The organism is Bacillus sp. BC05(2025) (assembly GCF_056725905.1).
This window is the reverse complement of record NZ_JBWYRA010000004.1, coordinates 104,637-120,697: the sequence shown is the minus strand read 5'-3', so window position 1 is coordinate 120,697 and position 16,061 is coordinate 104,637. Positions and strand designations below refer to the sequence as shown.

Genomic DNA, 16,061 nt, shown 5'->3' with positions numbered 1-16,061 from the left:
CACAACAAAATTATTAAAATAAGTAGCTCGTCCACTAGATACATAATTAAGTAATAATTGGTTCATATTAACTTTATTTTTCTTTCTGATTTTTTAAGTTATTTTATATATTCTTTATTTTCTAACTTCCCATCGTGATGCGCAGGTAATTCTATAACAGTCGTTAAACCTCCTCGATCTCCATTATTAGAAATAAATAGACGCCCGTGATGAGCCTGCACAATCCTTGCCACCATTGGAATCCCTAGGCCATGGCCTTCTTTGACAGTCCGCTTTCTTCTTGACGAATAAGGTAACTCGGTAATTTCCGTCAATTTCTCCTTTGGGATTCCCCGCCCATTATCCTTTACAATAAAGCGATATTGGGAGCGATCCTTGGATAGAGAGGTTTCCAACGTGATTACACATCCCTGTGTGTTATGATTTACACTATTTTGGACAAGATTACTAATTGCACGAAGTAGCAATTTCTCGTCTCCAATAACCTTAACCGCTTCAACATTCAGCTTCAAATCAATTTCATAACGATCATCCAACCCATTATTCAAAAAATCCGTGGCCACCTGTCTCGCTAAAACTGATAGACGGATTTGCTTCAAATGCAAAGGTTGCATTTCATACTCAAGCATGGAGACTAGATTCAAATCACTTACAAGTGAGCGGAGCTTCTCACCCTGATGCCGAATGATACCAGCCTGCCGCCTCTGGTCCTCCGGCAAGTCAAAATTATCTTCCATTTCGCTTGCATAGCCAAGAATAATCGAGAGTGGGGTCCGGATATCGTGAGAAATCCCGGCAATCCAATTAGAACGCGCTTCATCTCGTGCCTTCAACGCGTCCGTTTTTTTCTGGAGCTTAGTGGAGGCAGAATTAATACTTTGAGCTAAGTCACCAAATATTCCCTTGGAATCCAACTGAACCAATTCCTCCCTAGCAAGATTGTGGACTCCTGACACAAGAGGACGTATCCCTCTTATGAGACGTGTACCAATCACAACAGAAATCAACAGAGTTATCCCTACATTAAAGAGCAACAGTACACCAAGCCGCAAGGGTATCTCCCTTAACCAATCAGAAAGAAAGGTAAATTGATACTTCCAGTGGCTTCCCTTTGGATATCCGACCACAATTAGGTCATTTTCATGTTCCCAAGTATAAACAGGATATTGCAAAAGATAATATCGCGATAACTTAGCTACATCGACTAAATTATAAAATCTCGGAACATCATTAGGTAAATGGTAATCCCATTGCACATGGCCGTCTTCACTAATCAGCATAGCCCACGCTTGATTGTGCTGCAAAATCTTGGCGGTGTTCTCGTCTAAATGATAGTTGTTATCCTGCTTGTCTAGATTTTGAGAAATCTTTTTAAGTAAACCTTCCGGAGGGATTTGTTGATTAGTTTCATTGAACACCAAGGTACCTAGTAGCACGAAATTAAAAATAAGCACAAATATCGAAATAAGGATGGTCGTGGTGACAAATCGCTGTAATATACGAGTAATTCCTTCCACTCAATACGTCTCCTTTACTAGCAATTTATATCCCAACCCCCTGAAGGTGAGAAGATAGATTGGTTTGGAAGGATCCAGCTCAATCTTTTCACGTATCCGCCTGATATGAACCATCAAAGTATTCTCAAGACCGTAGCTGTCATCTCCCCAAACAGCCTGACATAAGGCATCATTTGTAATGATACGTCCTTGATTTTCATAAAGCTTTACAAGAATGGCATGCTCCTTTGCCGTCAATGGCATCTCTTTCTGCCCTCTGTGTACAACAGCGCTTTCAAGATCAACAATTTGTTCTCCTAATCTGAAGATAGATAGACGCTCTGTGACCGAAGAAGAATATACACGTTTCAAAATCGCCATGAGCCGTAATACCAGCTCACGTGGCAGAAATGGCTTCACCATGTAATCATCTGCCCCCAAGCCCAATCCAAGCAATCGATCTTCATCCTCTCCCCGCGCAGAGAGAAAAAGAACCGGTGTGTTCGAAAACTTCCTAATGGAAGACAGTAAAGAAAATCCGTCACCATCCGGTAACATAACATCCAGAATTACGATATCTGGATTGTCTACCTGGCAAAATGACAGAGCAGAAGCGCAGTCAACAGCAGTATAAATGCGAAAAAATCCCTCTTTTCTTAAAAATCTTTCAATCATTATTCTGATTTCTTGTTCATCGTCCACAATTAATATTTTTTTGTTTTTTAGATTTTCCATTTTACATCACCTCATTTGATTATACACAAAAAAGGAATTTTTTGGTTTTTTAATTCAACTTCACTTCTTGATACCTTTTTAAAATTTAAATAAATAATTTGAGGAATTCCCCCTATTTCATTTTTGAGCTTCACTATTTAAAACCACATAGTACAGCAATTTTGGTTTAATCTTTATGGGCAAAAAGTATTTAGTTTATTCTTGGAAGAGACATTATACAGTAACAAAAAAAACCATTTTTATTCAATGTAAAAATAGGGTTTTGTATTACATTATTATCTGTAAATTAATTACTATAGGAAAGTCCCTTCTTCTTTCAAATTATTATTATTCTCGATACTGTTGTTGCACCGCCTCGGGTAGGTCCTCAAAGCTAACCTCTTCCCAATACGTAACGCCCCGAATCATTGTATAATATAGTTGAATATAAGCTCCTTCTCTCAATTTCTTTCCTGCCGAAAAACTTAGTTCTTCTTTCTTTTTTTTCTCATCATAAGCAATCACCTTATAGTCGTACCGTCCATTCTGACCTTGAACACCGGGTCCAGTTATCTTAGTGTAATAAACGGTTTTCCCTGCAGGATTTTCAGGTGTAAGCTTTTCTGGAGTGAAGAAGAACATCCACATACATGCTCCAAACACGATGACGGCCCCTAGTACCAACAATATTTTTTTCATTATAAATTCCTCCTAACCTCAATCAGGATGAAACAACGTCTCTGTTCTTTAACCTTCTGATTGATCTCGACGCAAAAATAATAACAAAAGCCATATTAATCACCCAAAACAATAAGCTCTGCATGTTCGTCAACTTATCCTGACTCATCACACTCATGCCAATGTTGAGCAAGGAGAACGGGAATAACATTCCAAACTTGCCAATATACATACCTAATCCGATAAAAACCCCACACAGACTTATTCCGATCGGTGTAGCAAAACTACGAATCCGTAGCGACAGTCCCAATTGCAAAGCACTAATTGACAAAGAAGCATACCATCCACGTATCGTCCATTCTATAGTTTCTACAGAGAATGATCCAGGTAAAGAGAACAAGGTACCTATTAACCAGTAGAGTCCCATGAACAGACCTTGCGCGAACAAAATTAAAATACTAACGATAATCAATTTGGCAAGAAACACATTGGCAACCGATACGGGAGAGGTCATAATCATATTCCAATTTCGGTTTAAATGCTCCAGCCTACATATATAAGAGCAACAGATAGCTATCAAAATAGGTAAGAAAAAAACACCGTAAAACAGGCTGACCTGAGTCCACAAGCTGTACCAACCATTTTGCAGAGCGCCTTGGTTCAAATAAAAATTCGCACTTCCAATCAACATACTTATTATTGGGAGTGCAGCAATTACAAGACCAATTCGGGAATGACGTAGTTTAAGCCATTCAGCAGAAATACTTCGTTTCATTAACTTTCCTCCTTAGATTTCCTTTCGGCTTACCTGAATGCGTCCAGCGAAATAGAATAGGACTGTCATAATCAAAGCCCCCACTACGATTCCAAAGCTTACTGGCTGTATCATATAGGAACCCGTAGACTCAGCATATAAATAAGTAACGGGGCTGAGCTCCAAGTAATAAGACCAAATAAAAATATGTCTAATAGTAGCTGGAAATAGCCCAGCGGTCATTCCTATAAAGCCGCCCAGCATACCCAAGCACAGCGCAAAAGACTGGTTTTTGATGGAGAAAGAAATCCATTGTTGAAGTGCTGTGACAGCAAGAGTTGTCAGTAGATTCCCCCCAATGAACCGGATTAGCAATCCGATAGGAACAGTGCCAGGAAAATCATTTATTAATCCGAACACTATTATGAATAAAACTTGTGCAAAGATACCATAAAGCAGCAGACTATTAATGCATATATACTTCGCTGCATAGAGTTGCCCACGTTCCACATTAGTAGCAGCAAGCATTTTCCAGGTCGATCCCTTATGCTCCATGTCACAAATACGTGAGGCAACAACAGCCGAAATAATCGGCATAAAAAGGCCATTCATAGTAGAGATACTAAAAAAAATAGATTCCCAAACGCGGTTATCCGGATTGCTCGCAATGGACCGACTAATGGACATAAAGGCCCACAGCATCTCCACAAGAAGAAATAATATAATCATAATCCATATTTTTTTGCGACGAATTTTAAAATATTCCAGTCCTAATATCTTAATCACAAACTTCGCTCCTTTCCTGTAAACTCCAGGAAAATATCCTCCAAACTTTTCTTTTGCTCCTCGATTCGGGTGACAGCAATTTCATGTTCAACAAGCAATTTGTTCATTTCCGCTACTTCTGTATCCTGAAGATTACCCAACTCAATCCGGCTGCCATTGTTAATTGGACTATATCCTTGATTGAAAAGTAGCTGCTCAGCTTTGGCATTATTCCCCGTTTTCATAAAGATGGCATTTCTATTTTTTTTCCGCAAACTTGTCATACTACCCTGAAACAACAAACTACCTTCACTAATAATCCCTACTGAGGTAGCAATCTGTTCTATCTCAGAGAGTAAGTGACTGGAAAGTAATATAGTTATTCCATAGCGTTCTGGTAAAGATTTGATAAGATCCCGAATTTCACCAATGCCAGCGGGATCAAGACCATTCGTCGGCTCATCAAGAATCAGTAGCTTTGGAAAGGCAAGCAGAGCCATTGCGATTCCTAGCCGTTGTTTCATTCCAAGTGAATATTGTTCAGCCTTCTTGTCTTTCTGATTTTCTAGCCGTACAATACGAAGCACCTCGTCTATGTTTTTATCTGGAACATTTCGAAGACGCTGCATGACCTTCATATTCTCCAGCCCTGTCAAATGTCCATAATAAGAAGGAGATTCAATCAGTGACCCAGTACGTTGCAAAATAGATGCACGATTTTTATCCAGGCTTTCCCCGAAAACTTTAATTGTCCCTTCAGAAGGCTTAATAAGTCCCAACAACATTTTTAGCGTAGTTGTTTTCCCTGCTCCGTTTGGACCCAAAAATCCGTAGATTTCCCCTTCCTGAACATGAAGATCAACTTTATTTACACAATTAATAGCCCCATATGTTTTGGAAAGATTTTGCGTTTGTACAATAGCCGAAACACCCATATGAAAAGTCAGCTCCATTCAAATTTTTTAGATATTTTTCTTCTCTTTCAACTGTAATGCCTACACCTTTCTCCAATCTAAAGAGAACCTTAAGCCAACCTTAAATCACTTGATTTGTATTAAAATCTTAAGCAACTGTTGATTTAAAATAATGCTTGATGATGTACTCCGTTTACCCTAGTCCATCGAGAAGGAAAAGTGTCTGGGGCGCGCTTATCGTAGGGAATTTAGAATCCTATACAAGGCAAAATAAACTAGCTACTGCTTTACGTGTAATGAGAAGAATTGAAAAGAGCAATTTTATTTTTGTTGATTAGGTTCACTCTTTTTGTTTTTGAGGTATTTGCATTTCTTAGCTTAATGGGCATGGGATAGTACCACATATCCATCAAGCTAATATTTTGAATTACCCCCAAAACGGAATTTCTATCTAAGAATTAAAACATTAAATGTAAAAAAGGAATCCTTTACGGATTCCTTTTTGCAGGCTGTGGAGAAATAATCAATAGTGATTATTTCTCTTTTCATATACATATTTATTTTTGGAAAAACAATCTCACTCCAAAGACTAATAATACGGCGCCTGTAATACCCTCTATTGTACGATTCACTCTTTCTTTTCTTAAAAAAGTTCTTAATTGACGTATGAGTGAGATATAAAGTAAATACCATATTGCTGTCAAAGTCGTAAATGTGACTCCTAATAAAAGAAATTGTAGGAAATGATTTTGATTACTTACAATAAATTGGGGTAAAAAACTAAGGAAAAACACAGCAGTTTTTGGGTTTAAAATTGCCGTAGTAAATCCTTGTCTGAAGCTTTTAATTGCCCCAATATCCTTAGAGTCCATTTCTACTGAACCTGACATACCTTCTTTTTTATGTAAGGCACTTTTAATTGACTTTACAGCTAAGTAAATTAAATAAACAGCCCCAGCATATTTTATAAATGTAAATAACATAGCAAATTTCATTAGGATGGCAGAGAGTCCTAGCGTAGCCATTATTGTATGAATCATCATTCCAGATATCGTTCCTAAAACAGTCTTTATCCCACCATTTTTACCATGGGAGATAGTATTTTTTGTAACTAGTGCAAAACCAGGACCAGGCATCATTATGATTAACATTGCTGTAAGGATAAATAGTAGATAATTTTCCATGTTCTAGTATTTCCTTTCCAATTTTTAGTTTTGCTTACAGTATAGCTTTTTTCATTACAACATTAAATATAAAAAGCTTAATCAGAAGTGTATCTATCAAATTACAAGTCCAACTCTCACAAAAACAGGATAAAAAATAAACAGCGGAACTAGTCCACTGTTTATTTCGCCACACCTTCATGTAATTTTTCTGTATAATCTTTTACATCTTTCCAGCTATCTTTCGCTGTATGTAAATCTTCCTTTATGAAGGTAAACTCTTCAGGGCTGATTCCTTTTACGTTTTGTAATAAATTATTATATTTTGCCCCTACTGTATACCATTGATTTGATATGTTTTGCAACGCTGTAATTGCTGCATCAATCGTTTCAGTCATGTTTGTTGTTTTATTTTTTACATCTGTCAATATTGCGACTTCTGCTTGTGCGCCAGAAATTCTATCCTTTAAATTGGCGATTTCTCGTTCTGCATTTGCGATATCTTTTTTCGCGACGGCAATCATCGGTCCGCCAGCAAGGCATGTTATTAACGCTACGCAAAGTACACCACCAGCGATAACCATATCATTACTCTTTTTAATTGAATCATTATATGTATTAATTTGTTGCTCTAGAGCTGGAATACCAGCATTCGTGCTTGCCAAAATCGAGGTTAGTTGATTTGTATCCTCTTTAAAGCTATTTGTATCTTTCGCCATTCTATCGCGAAAGGCTTTTAAATCTCCTAATAATACATCTACCTCATTTTGATTCTTTACAATATCCGCATACAATTTTTCTAAATCCGTTTTTAACTTTACGCTATCTTTTTGATCAATCGCAATTAGCATGCTATTATAATACGCTTGAAAAGTATTATTGTAATTAATAATATTTTGATCCGTTTTCATAATTTGCGGCTTCATGTGATCTAACCAATACGCCGCGTTAATTTTTGCATCTCGCTGATGCTGAATCATATTTCCTTTAAACTCACTATTAATCGAACTTATTTTACTCAAATCAGTCTCTTGTTGATTTTGAATTAATTTTGCATATGAATCCATTGCAAATATGCTTGATGTCGTTTGCGCCATTACATCTTGAAATCCAGCTGGTCCTAACGAATAATTTTTCGCACTTTCTTGCAATGTTTTTACGTTTTGTTCTGCTGCAAAAGGATGTAAAGGAAATGCATTACTCGTTGCCACCCCAGCAATCATTAACGTTAAAAGACATTTTTTATACAATCGTTTCTGCATTCTTTTCACCTATTTTCTTTATAAGGATATAAAAAGCTCCTGCTCACAACTGAACAGGAGCTTCAAATCTTTCATCAATACGTAACGCTCTAACGATTCGTATTTGATTAAGCTTTTTTCGTATCTACTACTTTAATATCTTCAGCATAAATCTTTTCTGCATAGTCTTTAATGTTTTTCCAGCTATCTTTCGCAATGTTTAAATCTTCTTTAATGAAAACAAGGTCATTCGGACTAATTGAATCTACATTTTGAAGTAAAGAATTGTATTTTGATCCCATTGTGTACCATTGGTTTGAAATGTTTTGCAACGCTGTAATTGCAGTATCAATTGTATTTGTTAAATACTCCGTTTGTGTCTTAATGTTCGTTAACCCAGCTACTTCTAATTGAGCAGTTGTAACTTGTCCTGTTATTTTTTGAATTTCAGCTTGTGCATTATCAAGTTCTTTCTTCGCTAATACGATACCAGCTGTACCACCGCCTACAGCTGCTGCACCACCTGCAATTAACGCGACTCCTAACGGCGTTCCTGCGCCTGTAGCAATCACTACTGCACCACCAATGATGGCAATTGGCCCTAGAGCTGTCGCAACTGATGAACCGATAATAATTGCATTATATTTACTAATTGCTTCATTGTACGTTGTAATTTGATTTTGCAGAAGCGGGATTCCTGCATCTTGACTAGCTAAAATAGATGTAATTTGATTTGCGTCTCCCTTGAAGTTTTGCGTATCGGACGTCATTTTATTTCGGAATTTCTTCAAGTCATCTACTAACTGATCTACTTGCGCTTTATTTTCATTAATACTACTTGATAATCTAGTTAAACCTTTCGTAAGAGTCGCTTTATCTTTTGCATCTACCGCAGCAACTAAAGTATCATAATAGTTTTGGAATTTCGTATTGTAATTAATGATATTTTGATTCGTTGAAATAAGCTGTGGCTTCAATACATCTAGCCATTGCTTCGCATTTCCCCTAGCTGTATCCTGGTGCTGAATCACTTTCCCTTTTAAAGCCGCATCAACAGACGATACATTTCCAAAGTTAACATTACCTTGTTTAATAATTGTTAAAGCGTACAGATCCATTACTAAAGCGTTTGAACCTGTTCTTTCCATTGCATCTTTTAGGCCTTCTGGTCCTAATGAGTATTCCTCATAGTCATTATAAGCTTTTGCTACCGCATGAACTGGAGCTTGCTTCACTGTACTTTCAGCTGCATACGTATGGGCTGGCATAATGTTTCCTGCTGCAAATACTGCCATAAGTGCTGATAGAGCCATTACTTTATAAGGTTTTTTTGTCATTTTTCTTCTCTCCCTATATCGTTACTTATTTTTAATGTACTTCAACGTTTGTAACGTAATCTTCAAATTGATTTGTTTGCTTATTCATTTCATCACTTACTTTTTTAATTTGATTGAAATGTTTTTGAAGTAAACTACTATCTGTATACGTGCCTTCTTCAACATTCTTTTGAATTTGAATCATATTATTGTTTAAAACTTTCCAATCGATTAATAACGTTTCTAAAGTTGTAATTTGACGATCGATTAGTTCTGTGAAACTACTTACTTGATCTTCAACAAATGTAATTTGTGTCGCCTCTGCTTCAGTTTGTGATAATTTTTGAATAAGTGGTAGTAGCTCTTTTTGCTTTTGCTGAATGCGAAGAGCTGCTTCCCTCGTTTGACTATCGGCAGCATTTACAATTTCATTACTTAAAGTACCGATGGAAACGAAATCAATTGTTTTCGTTTGTGCAGTTTGATTTGTAATTGTAAATACTTGTTTACCGATATTAATAGAACCTTTTATAATTTCTTGAGGTCTATTCAATATAGTAGTTAGTTCAGCTTGAATTTCCCCTTGAATTCTTTTAATATCTTCTCTTAACTTCACAATATCTCCACTTGATCCTTGTAGTGTTTTTATTGCTTCATCAGCCTTTATTGATAAATTGTTACTATCTTTGTCTAAAACCGTTTTAAATCGATTTAACTCTAATAAATCTTGCTCCATACTCTCTTGGATGCTTTGTACTTGCAATTGTAATTTTCCATATGCGCCTGTAAAATCTGCTTTTGCCTGTTCATCTTCATTTACGTTTCCCGCTAGTTCATAGAGCTTACTATAATAACTATTAAATCTAGTACTATATCTCATCATCTCTTGATTTAAGTCGATTAGCTTTGGATTATATTCATCAATCCACTCTCTTACATTTGCCTTTGCAAACTTTTGATGATTCGTCAAACTACTCATCGCGTTCACCTTAATGTCTGGCTGTTGTAAAATCACTAGTCCATATGCTTGTATAAGTGGTGACTGTGATCCTAACATTCTAATTGAATTAGATAATGTATTTGGAGCAATTACATTTTGTGCATATACTGTCTTCACTTCTGTTTGCCCCTCCTTAGCGTAAGCGCTTACAGGAATGAAGCAACTCGTAGATACTGCCGTAACCAATAACCCTGTAATTAAAGTCTTTTTCACTTTAACTCCTCCTATGTATTAGCAACTATTACTATCGCATTTTATTATTCTATTTTCTTGCATATAATTTGAGATGGTTAAAATAGAGAACGTTCTCACCGCGATCCATGGATGAACCACCTCTCTCAACTTTTATTGCTACAGTACTTACTTATTGTTATAAAACATTTCATATGTGATTAGTATGAATAATATTGTATAAAATTTCTATTTTATAGCCATTTCCACATTCACACAGTGAATATATTACATAAAAATATTATTCATCATAAACTAAAAAACGTACGTAAATATGAAATTTCGTTTTGTTTTCATGTAAGTTTTGTACTGTAAGGTCATTTAAACACAGCTATTTATATAACGTAAAGAAGTATTTTCATTCCCTTTATTTTCAAGCTTTATTGTCCTTATTCCAAAATATAATCCTCTTCACTTTTTCAATTGAAATATCCATATATCACAACAAAAACCTCTACTTATTTACAGATACAAAAGTTATATCGATATAACTTCAAGGCTCGTATGCAATTATGCATAGTGTATACACAAAAAGGATAGCTTCACTTTCATGAAGCTATCCTTAAAAAATCTTCTTACTTTTTCAAATGATATGGAACTGTCGTAATAACAACATTTCTTTTATAGAGTAAATACGCACGAATGAGTAAGCTAGACTGATTATGAAGAATGTTATGCCAACCTTTTTTCGGAATGAACTGTGGTATAACGACAGTAACACGGTAATTTGATTCACTCGCTTTATATTGCACTGTATCAATAAACTTTGTTAGCGGTTGAATAATACTTCTATAATGAGAATGTAAGGTAACAAGTCTTACTTCAGGTTGCCACTTCTTCCATTTCTCTTCAAATTTCTTTTCTTCTTCTCTGTCAAAAGCAACATATACAGCGATAACTTGATCTGCAGAAAGAGCCTTAGCATAATTCAATGAATTTTCTACTACATGAGTCATACCAGCTACCGGAACGACAATTACATTTCCCTTAATCGGAACAAGTGGCTCACAAGTTTTTAAACTTAGTTGGTCTCCTACCGCATCATAATGCTTCTTAATTCGGTGGAACAAGAAGATAATAACAGGTAAGAAAATGAGGATCGACCATACTTGTGCAAATTTAGTTAAAAAGAACATACTCATTACGATAAAACTAATAACTGCACCAATCAAATTAATCGATAATCGTAAAATCCATCCTTCAGGTTTTTCACGAAGCCATTTTAATACCATACCAGTTTGAGAAAGGGTAAACGGAATAAATACACCTACTGCATATAACGGAATCAAATGTTCTGTTTGTCCTTGGAAAGCTACAATTAAAATAATCGAAGCAATTCCAAGTATAATAATACCGTTTGAGTATCCTAGGCGATCTCCTCTAATCGTAAACATTCTCGGTATAAATTTGTCTTTTGCAAGGTTAACTGCTAATAACGGAAATGCAGAATACCCTGTGTTAGCAGCAAGAATTAATATTAAAGCAGTTGTACCCTGTATGAAATAGTACATGAAATTACGTCCAAAAGTTTGTTCCGCAATTTGTGAAACAACTGTTACTTCTTTACTTGGAGTAATTCCGTAATAATAAGCTAAGAAAACAATTCCTGAAAATAAAACTGCAAGTAATGCACCCATTGCAAGCAATGTTCTCGCCGCATTGTTTGGTGCGGGATCTTTAAAGTTTGGAATTGCGTTTGAAATTGCTTCAACACCTGTTAAAGCAGAACTACCTGATGCAAATGCTCGTAACAGTAAGAACAAACTAATCCCTGCAACTGGTGTTCCAATCGGCGTGTGTAAGGCCTGCGACACTTGACCAGTTAAAATATTATAGATCCCTACCCCAATTAATATAAATAGTGCTAAAACGAATAAATAAACTGGATATGCTAAAACGGAAGCTGATTCCGTTACGCCTCTTAAATTTAATATCGTAATTAATATAACAAATATAACTGCAATAATTACTTTATGTGCATGTAAGCTAGGAAAAGCAGACGTAATCGCATCTGTACCTGCAGATACACTTACTGCAACAGTTAAAATATAATCGACTAATAAAGATCCTCCAGCTATTAACCCTGGATTCATCCCTAAATTTTCTTTTGATACAACATACGCGCCTCCGCCATGCGGATAGGCAAAAATAATTTGACGATAAGATAAAATAAGGGCTGTCAATAATACTAATACCCCAACGGCGATCGGAATTGAATACCAATAAGCAATCGCCCCAAGACCTGCTAAAGCAATTAAAATTTGCTCTGGTCCGTATGCAACCGATGACAATGCGTCAGAAGATAAAATAGCTAACGCCTTCGTTTTATTGAGCTTTTGTTCTCCAAGCTCAGTTGATTTTAACGGTCTTCCAATTAAAAATCTTTTAATAGATGAAACCACAGCTGTCCACTCTCCAATAATTTTGTACGAACTTTTCTGCTAGTTACAGCGGATAAACTATTTCCTCAGAAAACAAAAAATGTCTACAAGCCATAACGAAATAGACTTGTAGACATTATATTTTTTGTCGCACAAGCTCCACCTTCCTTCTCAATATAACGCTTACGAGGTTAGCTGTCGGATTCGGGCCTATGAGTAGCCCTACCTTTTTCAAGGATTCACCCCATTGGATTAAGAACTAATCCATAAGAACGGGTCCCCCGCACCATGCGGTTTCAGCGATTTAGAAAATTGAAACTGTGGATTATAATACTCCTTTATTTTCAAAATGTAAATAAAAATTTTTAAAAAGAAAAAAATTAAATGATTTCGCATAATTCGCCGGTAAACATACATAATGAATACTAAAAAATTGATAAAGGAGACCCACATGTCTAAAGAAAAGAAGCCTATTTTTTCCGATTCCTATTTAGATGCATTAGCAAATGAAATTAATCAATTATACGGTAAACGTGAACAGGAAATAAATTTGACAGATCGAACGAAAAGAAATAAATAATTTGTCATAAAAAAAGAAAGCAATACACTTATATATTGCTTTCTTTTTATTTTTTCATACATCTAATTCTATCGCTGATTTGTTAAAGGTCATTTCTTCATACACTTTCAAATTTTGATATACCGCACCTAATAATGGTGCTTCTATAGAAAATTGTTTTGTTACATTTAGTAAGTATCCTTGTAAGTGCTCGCCTTCAATGAACGAACCTTTTTCCATATCACGCTGCATCGATGACTTCATATTATACGAAATTTTATCAATTGTTTTCATATGTTCTTGGGCAATATTATCTTTAATTGGAGCTCCTATACATCTCATAATTTGCATACATTCTTCAAATAAGTTTTGGATAAAATCGCGTCCACCTTCGCTTTCACGAATCGGTCCTATCGGTGCCCGCATTAATGTCGTCACACCCGACATTACAGTAATAAATAAATATTTATGCCACATATCTTGCATAATGTTTTCACTTAAAACAAAACTAGATTTCGTACCTGTAAATGCTTTAGCAATATGCTTTATTCTCTCTGAATCTTGAAGCTGTATTTCGCCAAACACAAGTCTGTTGGCAACACTCATTTGTACAATTTCCCCTTGATCATTTAACGTCGTCTCGATAAAGCATAAACCGCCAATCACTTTCTCTTCACCAAATTCTTTTTGTAATAGTGATACATGAGCGATACCATTTAATAATGGAATGATGACAGTATTCTCACCTACAAACGGCTTCAAATCTTGGATTGCATCGTTTAAGTGATACGCTTTTGTTGAAAATAAAATGACATCAAATGAAGAAGGTTGATCTTCTTTCGTTATTAATTTCGGTTGGAAGGAAAAATCACCATTAACACTACGAATAACAAGCCCCTTTTCCTCTAATTGCTGTTTTCTTTTACTGCGAACAAGAAACGTAACATCTTCCCCTTTTTCGACTAATCGTCCTCCAAAAAAGCCTCCAACGCCACCCGCTCCTAATACTAAAATACGCATACAACATCCCCCTTTTCAAAATACAATTTTATAACATTCAGTATACATAACATTATACATGTCCCCTACTAAATAAGCTGAATTTTCATTCTTAACTGAGTATAGAACAGTGGTTATTTTCAAATAAATTTGGGCATGTTGTTTTTATAGCATATATGGAAAGGAAACAATGTAAATGGAGGCAATACAAACAATCGAGGAAAAGGATGTAACAACAGCTATATTTCAATTTATATTCCCGTTTTCTTTTAAAACTGGATATGAACAAAATATGTTCCCCTTCTTACAGAAAAATGACTTTCGCCCTTTTCGACTCGATCATCTTGAAAATGAAAGTACATACTACGGAAAGTTTCAAGTTTCACATCAGAATATGGAAGCTTATTATCTTTCATTTACAAATAAAATACTCTTTCCTCACTCAGAACATCAAAAAGGATTGCAGCGCTATTCTAAAGACCTTAACTTAACTGGACATTTAACAACAAGTCTTATTTCCGTTCCATTTAAGATTCATTCTATTGACGTAACACTTTGTCCTTATGAGCTTGGCTTCTTAACAATTCGGACAGAAGTAGAAACCGCTCCAAACATGACATTATCAGAAGCAATTGAATTTGCGGCCCGTTTCCGTGTACTTGAAACTAAAAATGATACAAACGAGACTATTTGTATTGAATGCAATGGAAAAAAGTATTCCCAAGTGGAAAGATTCATTTTTGGTTATTTATTTCATGGCATAACAGATTTCTTTGAGAAGAAGAGATTAAGAAGTTCTTACTTTCAAACCTTTCCTTTCTTTGAAGATCAGCGAATGTACGTACAAACTTTATTATCTATAAAAGAAGATATGGAACTGAATGAAGTGGATGTTTATCGTACTTCTAGTCTTTCCGGGTTAACAAGTGATGGTAAGGCATATGTGAGTGCAAATAATCTGCCTTATATTCATGATTATTTAAAACAACACGCTTACCAAAGATGGGCTCCGAATCGCTATTTCATAATGGAAGAACATATATTCACATGTGTAACAAATGAAGGAGAACGCGAATTTACTAAACTTGCGAGTCAAATGTATGGGGAGTTTTATTACGCTTTATTATTAAATCTATTTCATAAAATTGTTTTATTGAAAATGGCAAACGCTTATGCTGAATTAAACATTGAACAAGATACAAATGAAATAGAGAAATTAATTTATTCAATCAATTCGTTTACGGCGAATTACTTTTCTTTAGAGCTAGTATCCCAATCACAGAGTGAAGATATTTTCTTTCGCTTAAGAAAGCTTTTTAACATTGAGATACTATACTCAAATGCAAAACAAAATCTTGATAGTTTGTTTAAATATCAAGAAAATGTTGCTTCAAAAAAAGATAGCCTTTTACTATTAATTTTAACGCTCTACTCTGTAGTAGGCCAAATGTTAGGTTTTACTATGATTGATCTGTTAAGAAACACCGATTCAAACAAAATATCATCGCCACTTGAATTTTTCGCACTTTTAATAGCAATTAGCGGTATCGTCATATCACTTATTTTAGGTGCGCAAAGTTTATACCAATGGAGTATACAACATAAACGAAGAAAAGCATGGGTAAAACAAACTGTACTTTCTGCTGTGAAAGAGAAAGATGATAAGAAGTAAAGAAGGTTATTTTCAAATTACAAATACGTGGCAGGATTCAGTAAATGAAATTTTTATCGGCAATTTTTCGATTATATCAGCGCAACTCGAAATATATCAGCGATTTTTCAAATATATCGGCGCAACTCAAAATATATCAGCGATTTTTAAGATATATCGACTTACCGACAAAAACTGA

14 protein-coding genes and 1 riboswitch are annotated in these 16,061 nt (G+C 35.4%); of the genes, 2 read left to right on the top strand and 12 right to left on the bottom strand.

Annotated elements, in window-relative coordinates; genetic code table 11:
- Positions 1-98: 98 nt before the first annotated feature.
- From ACZ76X_RS14785 to ACZ76X_RS14735, 11 genes are all read right to left on the bottom strand, one after another.
- A complete protein-coding gene (locus ACZ76X_RS14785) occupies positions 99-1,517 on the bottom strand; it encodes a sensor histidine kinase (protein ID WP_479850819.1) in 1,419 nt (472 codons plus the stop codon).
- The gene (locus ACZ76X_RS14780) at positions 1,518-2,231 is read right to left on the bottom strand and encodes a response regulator transcription factor (protein ID WP_479850818.1); all 714 of its coding nucleotides are present in this window, start codon (positions 2,229-2,231) and stop codon (positions 1,518-1,520) included.
- A 327-nt stretch (positions 2,232-2,558) separates the two neighbouring features.
- Positions 2,559-2,909 (bottom strand): YxeA family protein, encoded by a 351-nt coding sequence (locus tag ACZ76X_RS14775; protein ID WP_479850817.1) that lies wholly within the window; start codon positions 2,907-2,909, stop codon positions 2,559-2,561.
- Between the two features lie 22 nt (positions 2,910-2,931).
- Positions 2,932-3,663, bottom strand: coding sequence for an ABC transporter permease (locus ACZ76X_RS14770; protein ID WP_479850816.1), 732 nt, complete (start codon positions 3,661-3,663; stop codon positions 2,932-2,934).
- A gap of 12 nt (positions 3,664-3,675) precedes the next feature.
- Positions 3,676-4,428, bottom strand: coding sequence for an ABC transporter permease (locus ACZ76X_RS14765; RefSeq protein ID WP_479850815.1), 753 nt, complete (start codon positions 4,426-4,428; stop codon positions 3,676-3,678).
- Positions 4,425-5,342 (bottom strand): ABC transporter ATP-binding protein, encoded by a 918-nt coding sequence (locus tag ACZ76X_RS14760; protein ID WP_479850814.1) that lies wholly within the window; start codon positions 5,340-5,342, stop codon positions 4,425-4,427. Before ACZ76X_RS14760 ends, ACZ76X_RS14765 begins: the two co-directional genes overlap by 4 nt.
- Positions 5,343-5,878: 536 nt before the next feature.
- Complete coding sequence (locus ACZ76X_RS14755; RefSeq protein WP_479850813.1) at positions 5,879-6,505, bottom strand: LysE family translocator; 627 nt, start codon at positions 6,503-6,505, stop codon at positions 5,879-5,881.
- A gap of 161 nt (positions 6,506-6,666) precedes the next feature.
- On the bottom strand, positions 6,667-7,746 hold the full coding sequence (gene nheC / locus ACZ76X_RS14750) for a non-hemolytic enterotoxin NHE subunit C (protein ID WP_479850812.1): 1,080 nt from the start codon (positions 7,744-7,746) through the stop codon (positions 6,667-6,669).
- Between the two features lie 107 nt (positions 7,747-7,853).
- Positions 7,854-9,062 (bottom strand): non-hemolytic enterotoxin NHE subunit B, encoded by a 1,209-nt coding sequence (gene nheB / locus ACZ76X_RS14745; RefSeq protein WP_042512898.1) that lies wholly within the window; start codon positions 9,060-9,062, stop codon positions 7,854-7,856.
- Between the two features lie 31 nt (positions 9,063-9,093).
- Entirely contained in the window at positions 9,094-10,254 is a 1,161-nt protein-coding gene (nheA, locus tag ACZ76X_RS14740) for a non-hemolytic enterotoxin NHE subunit A (RefSeq protein WP_479850811.1), read from the bottom strand.
- A 593-nt stretch (positions 10,255-10,847) separates the two neighbouring features.
- Positions 10,848-12,674: an APC family permease gene (locus tag ACZ76X_RS14735; RefSeq protein ID WP_479850810.1), complete on the bottom strand. Its 1,827-nt coding sequence runs from the start codon at positions 12,672-12,674 to the stop codon at positions 10,848-10,850.
- Positions 12,675-12,818: 144 nt separating this feature from the next.
- Positions 12,819-12,965, bottom strand: a riboswitch (cyclic di-AMP (ydaO/yuaA leader).
- 139 nt (positions 12,966-13,104) lie between these two features.
- Between ACZ76X_RS14735 and ACZ76X_RS14730 the strand changes: the two genes are divergently transcribed.
- Entirely contained in the window at positions 13,105-13,233 is a 129-nt protein-coding gene (locus ACZ76X_RS14730) for a hypothetical protein (protein WP_000031869.1), read from the top strand.
- 54 nt (positions 13,234-13,287) lie between these two features.
- Here ACZ76X_RS14730 and panE read toward each other — a convergent pair whose 3' ends face one another.
- Positions 13,288-14,232 (bottom strand): 2-dehydropantoate 2-reductase, encoded by a 945-nt coding sequence (panE, locus tag ACZ76X_RS14725; protein WP_479850809.1) that lies wholly within the window; start codon positions 14,230-14,232, stop codon positions 13,288-13,290.
- A gap of 175 nt (positions 14,233-14,407) precedes the next feature.
- Between panE and ACZ76X_RS14720 the strand changes: the two genes are divergently transcribed.
- A complete protein-coding gene (locus tag ACZ76X_RS14720; protein WP_479850808.1) occupies positions 14,408-15,883 on the top strand; it encodes a hypothetical protein in 1,476 nt (491 codons plus the stop codon).
- Positions 15,884-16,061 lie beyond the last annotated feature (178 nt).

Coding starts and splice junctions, on each gene's coding strand:
- ACZ76X_RS14770 (WP_479850816.1), bottom strand. CDS start 3,663: ATGAAACGAAGTATTTCTGCTGAATGGCTTAAACTACGTCATTCCCGA.
- ACZ76X_RS14730 (WP_000031869.1), top strand. CDS start 13,105: ATGTCTAAAGAAAAGAAGCCTATTTTTTCCGATTCCTATTTAGATGCA.
- nheB (WP_042512898.1), bottom strand. CDS start 9,062: ATGACAAAAAAACCTTATAAAGTAATGGCTCTATCAGCACTTATGGCA.
- nheC (WP_479850812.1), bottom strand. CDS start 7,746: ATGCAGAAACGATTGTATAAAAAATGTCTTTTAACGTTAATGATTGCT.
- ACZ76X_RS14760 (WP_479850814.1), bottom strand. CDS start 5,342: ATGGGTGTTTCGGCTATTGTACAAACGCAAAATCTTTCCAAAACATAT.
- ACZ76X_RS14720 (WP_479850808.1), top strand. CDS start 14,408: ATGGAGGCAATACAAACAATCGAGGAAAAGGATGTAACAACAGCTATA.
- panE (WP_479850809.1), bottom strand. CDS start 14,232: ATGCGTATTTTAGTATTAGGAGCGGGTGGCGTTGGAGGCTTTTTTGGA.
- ACZ76X_RS14780 (WP_479850818.1), bottom strand. CDS start 2,231: ATGGAAAATCTAAAAAACAAAAAAATATTAATTGTGGACGATGAACAA.
- ACZ76X_RS14755 (WP_479850813.1), bottom strand. CDS start 6,505: ATGGAAAATTATCTACTATTTATCCTTACAGCAATGTTAATCATAATG.
- ACZ76X_RS14775 (WP_479850817.1), bottom strand. CDS start 2,909: ATGAAAAAAATATTGTTGGTACTAGGGGCCGTCATCGTGTTTGGAGCA.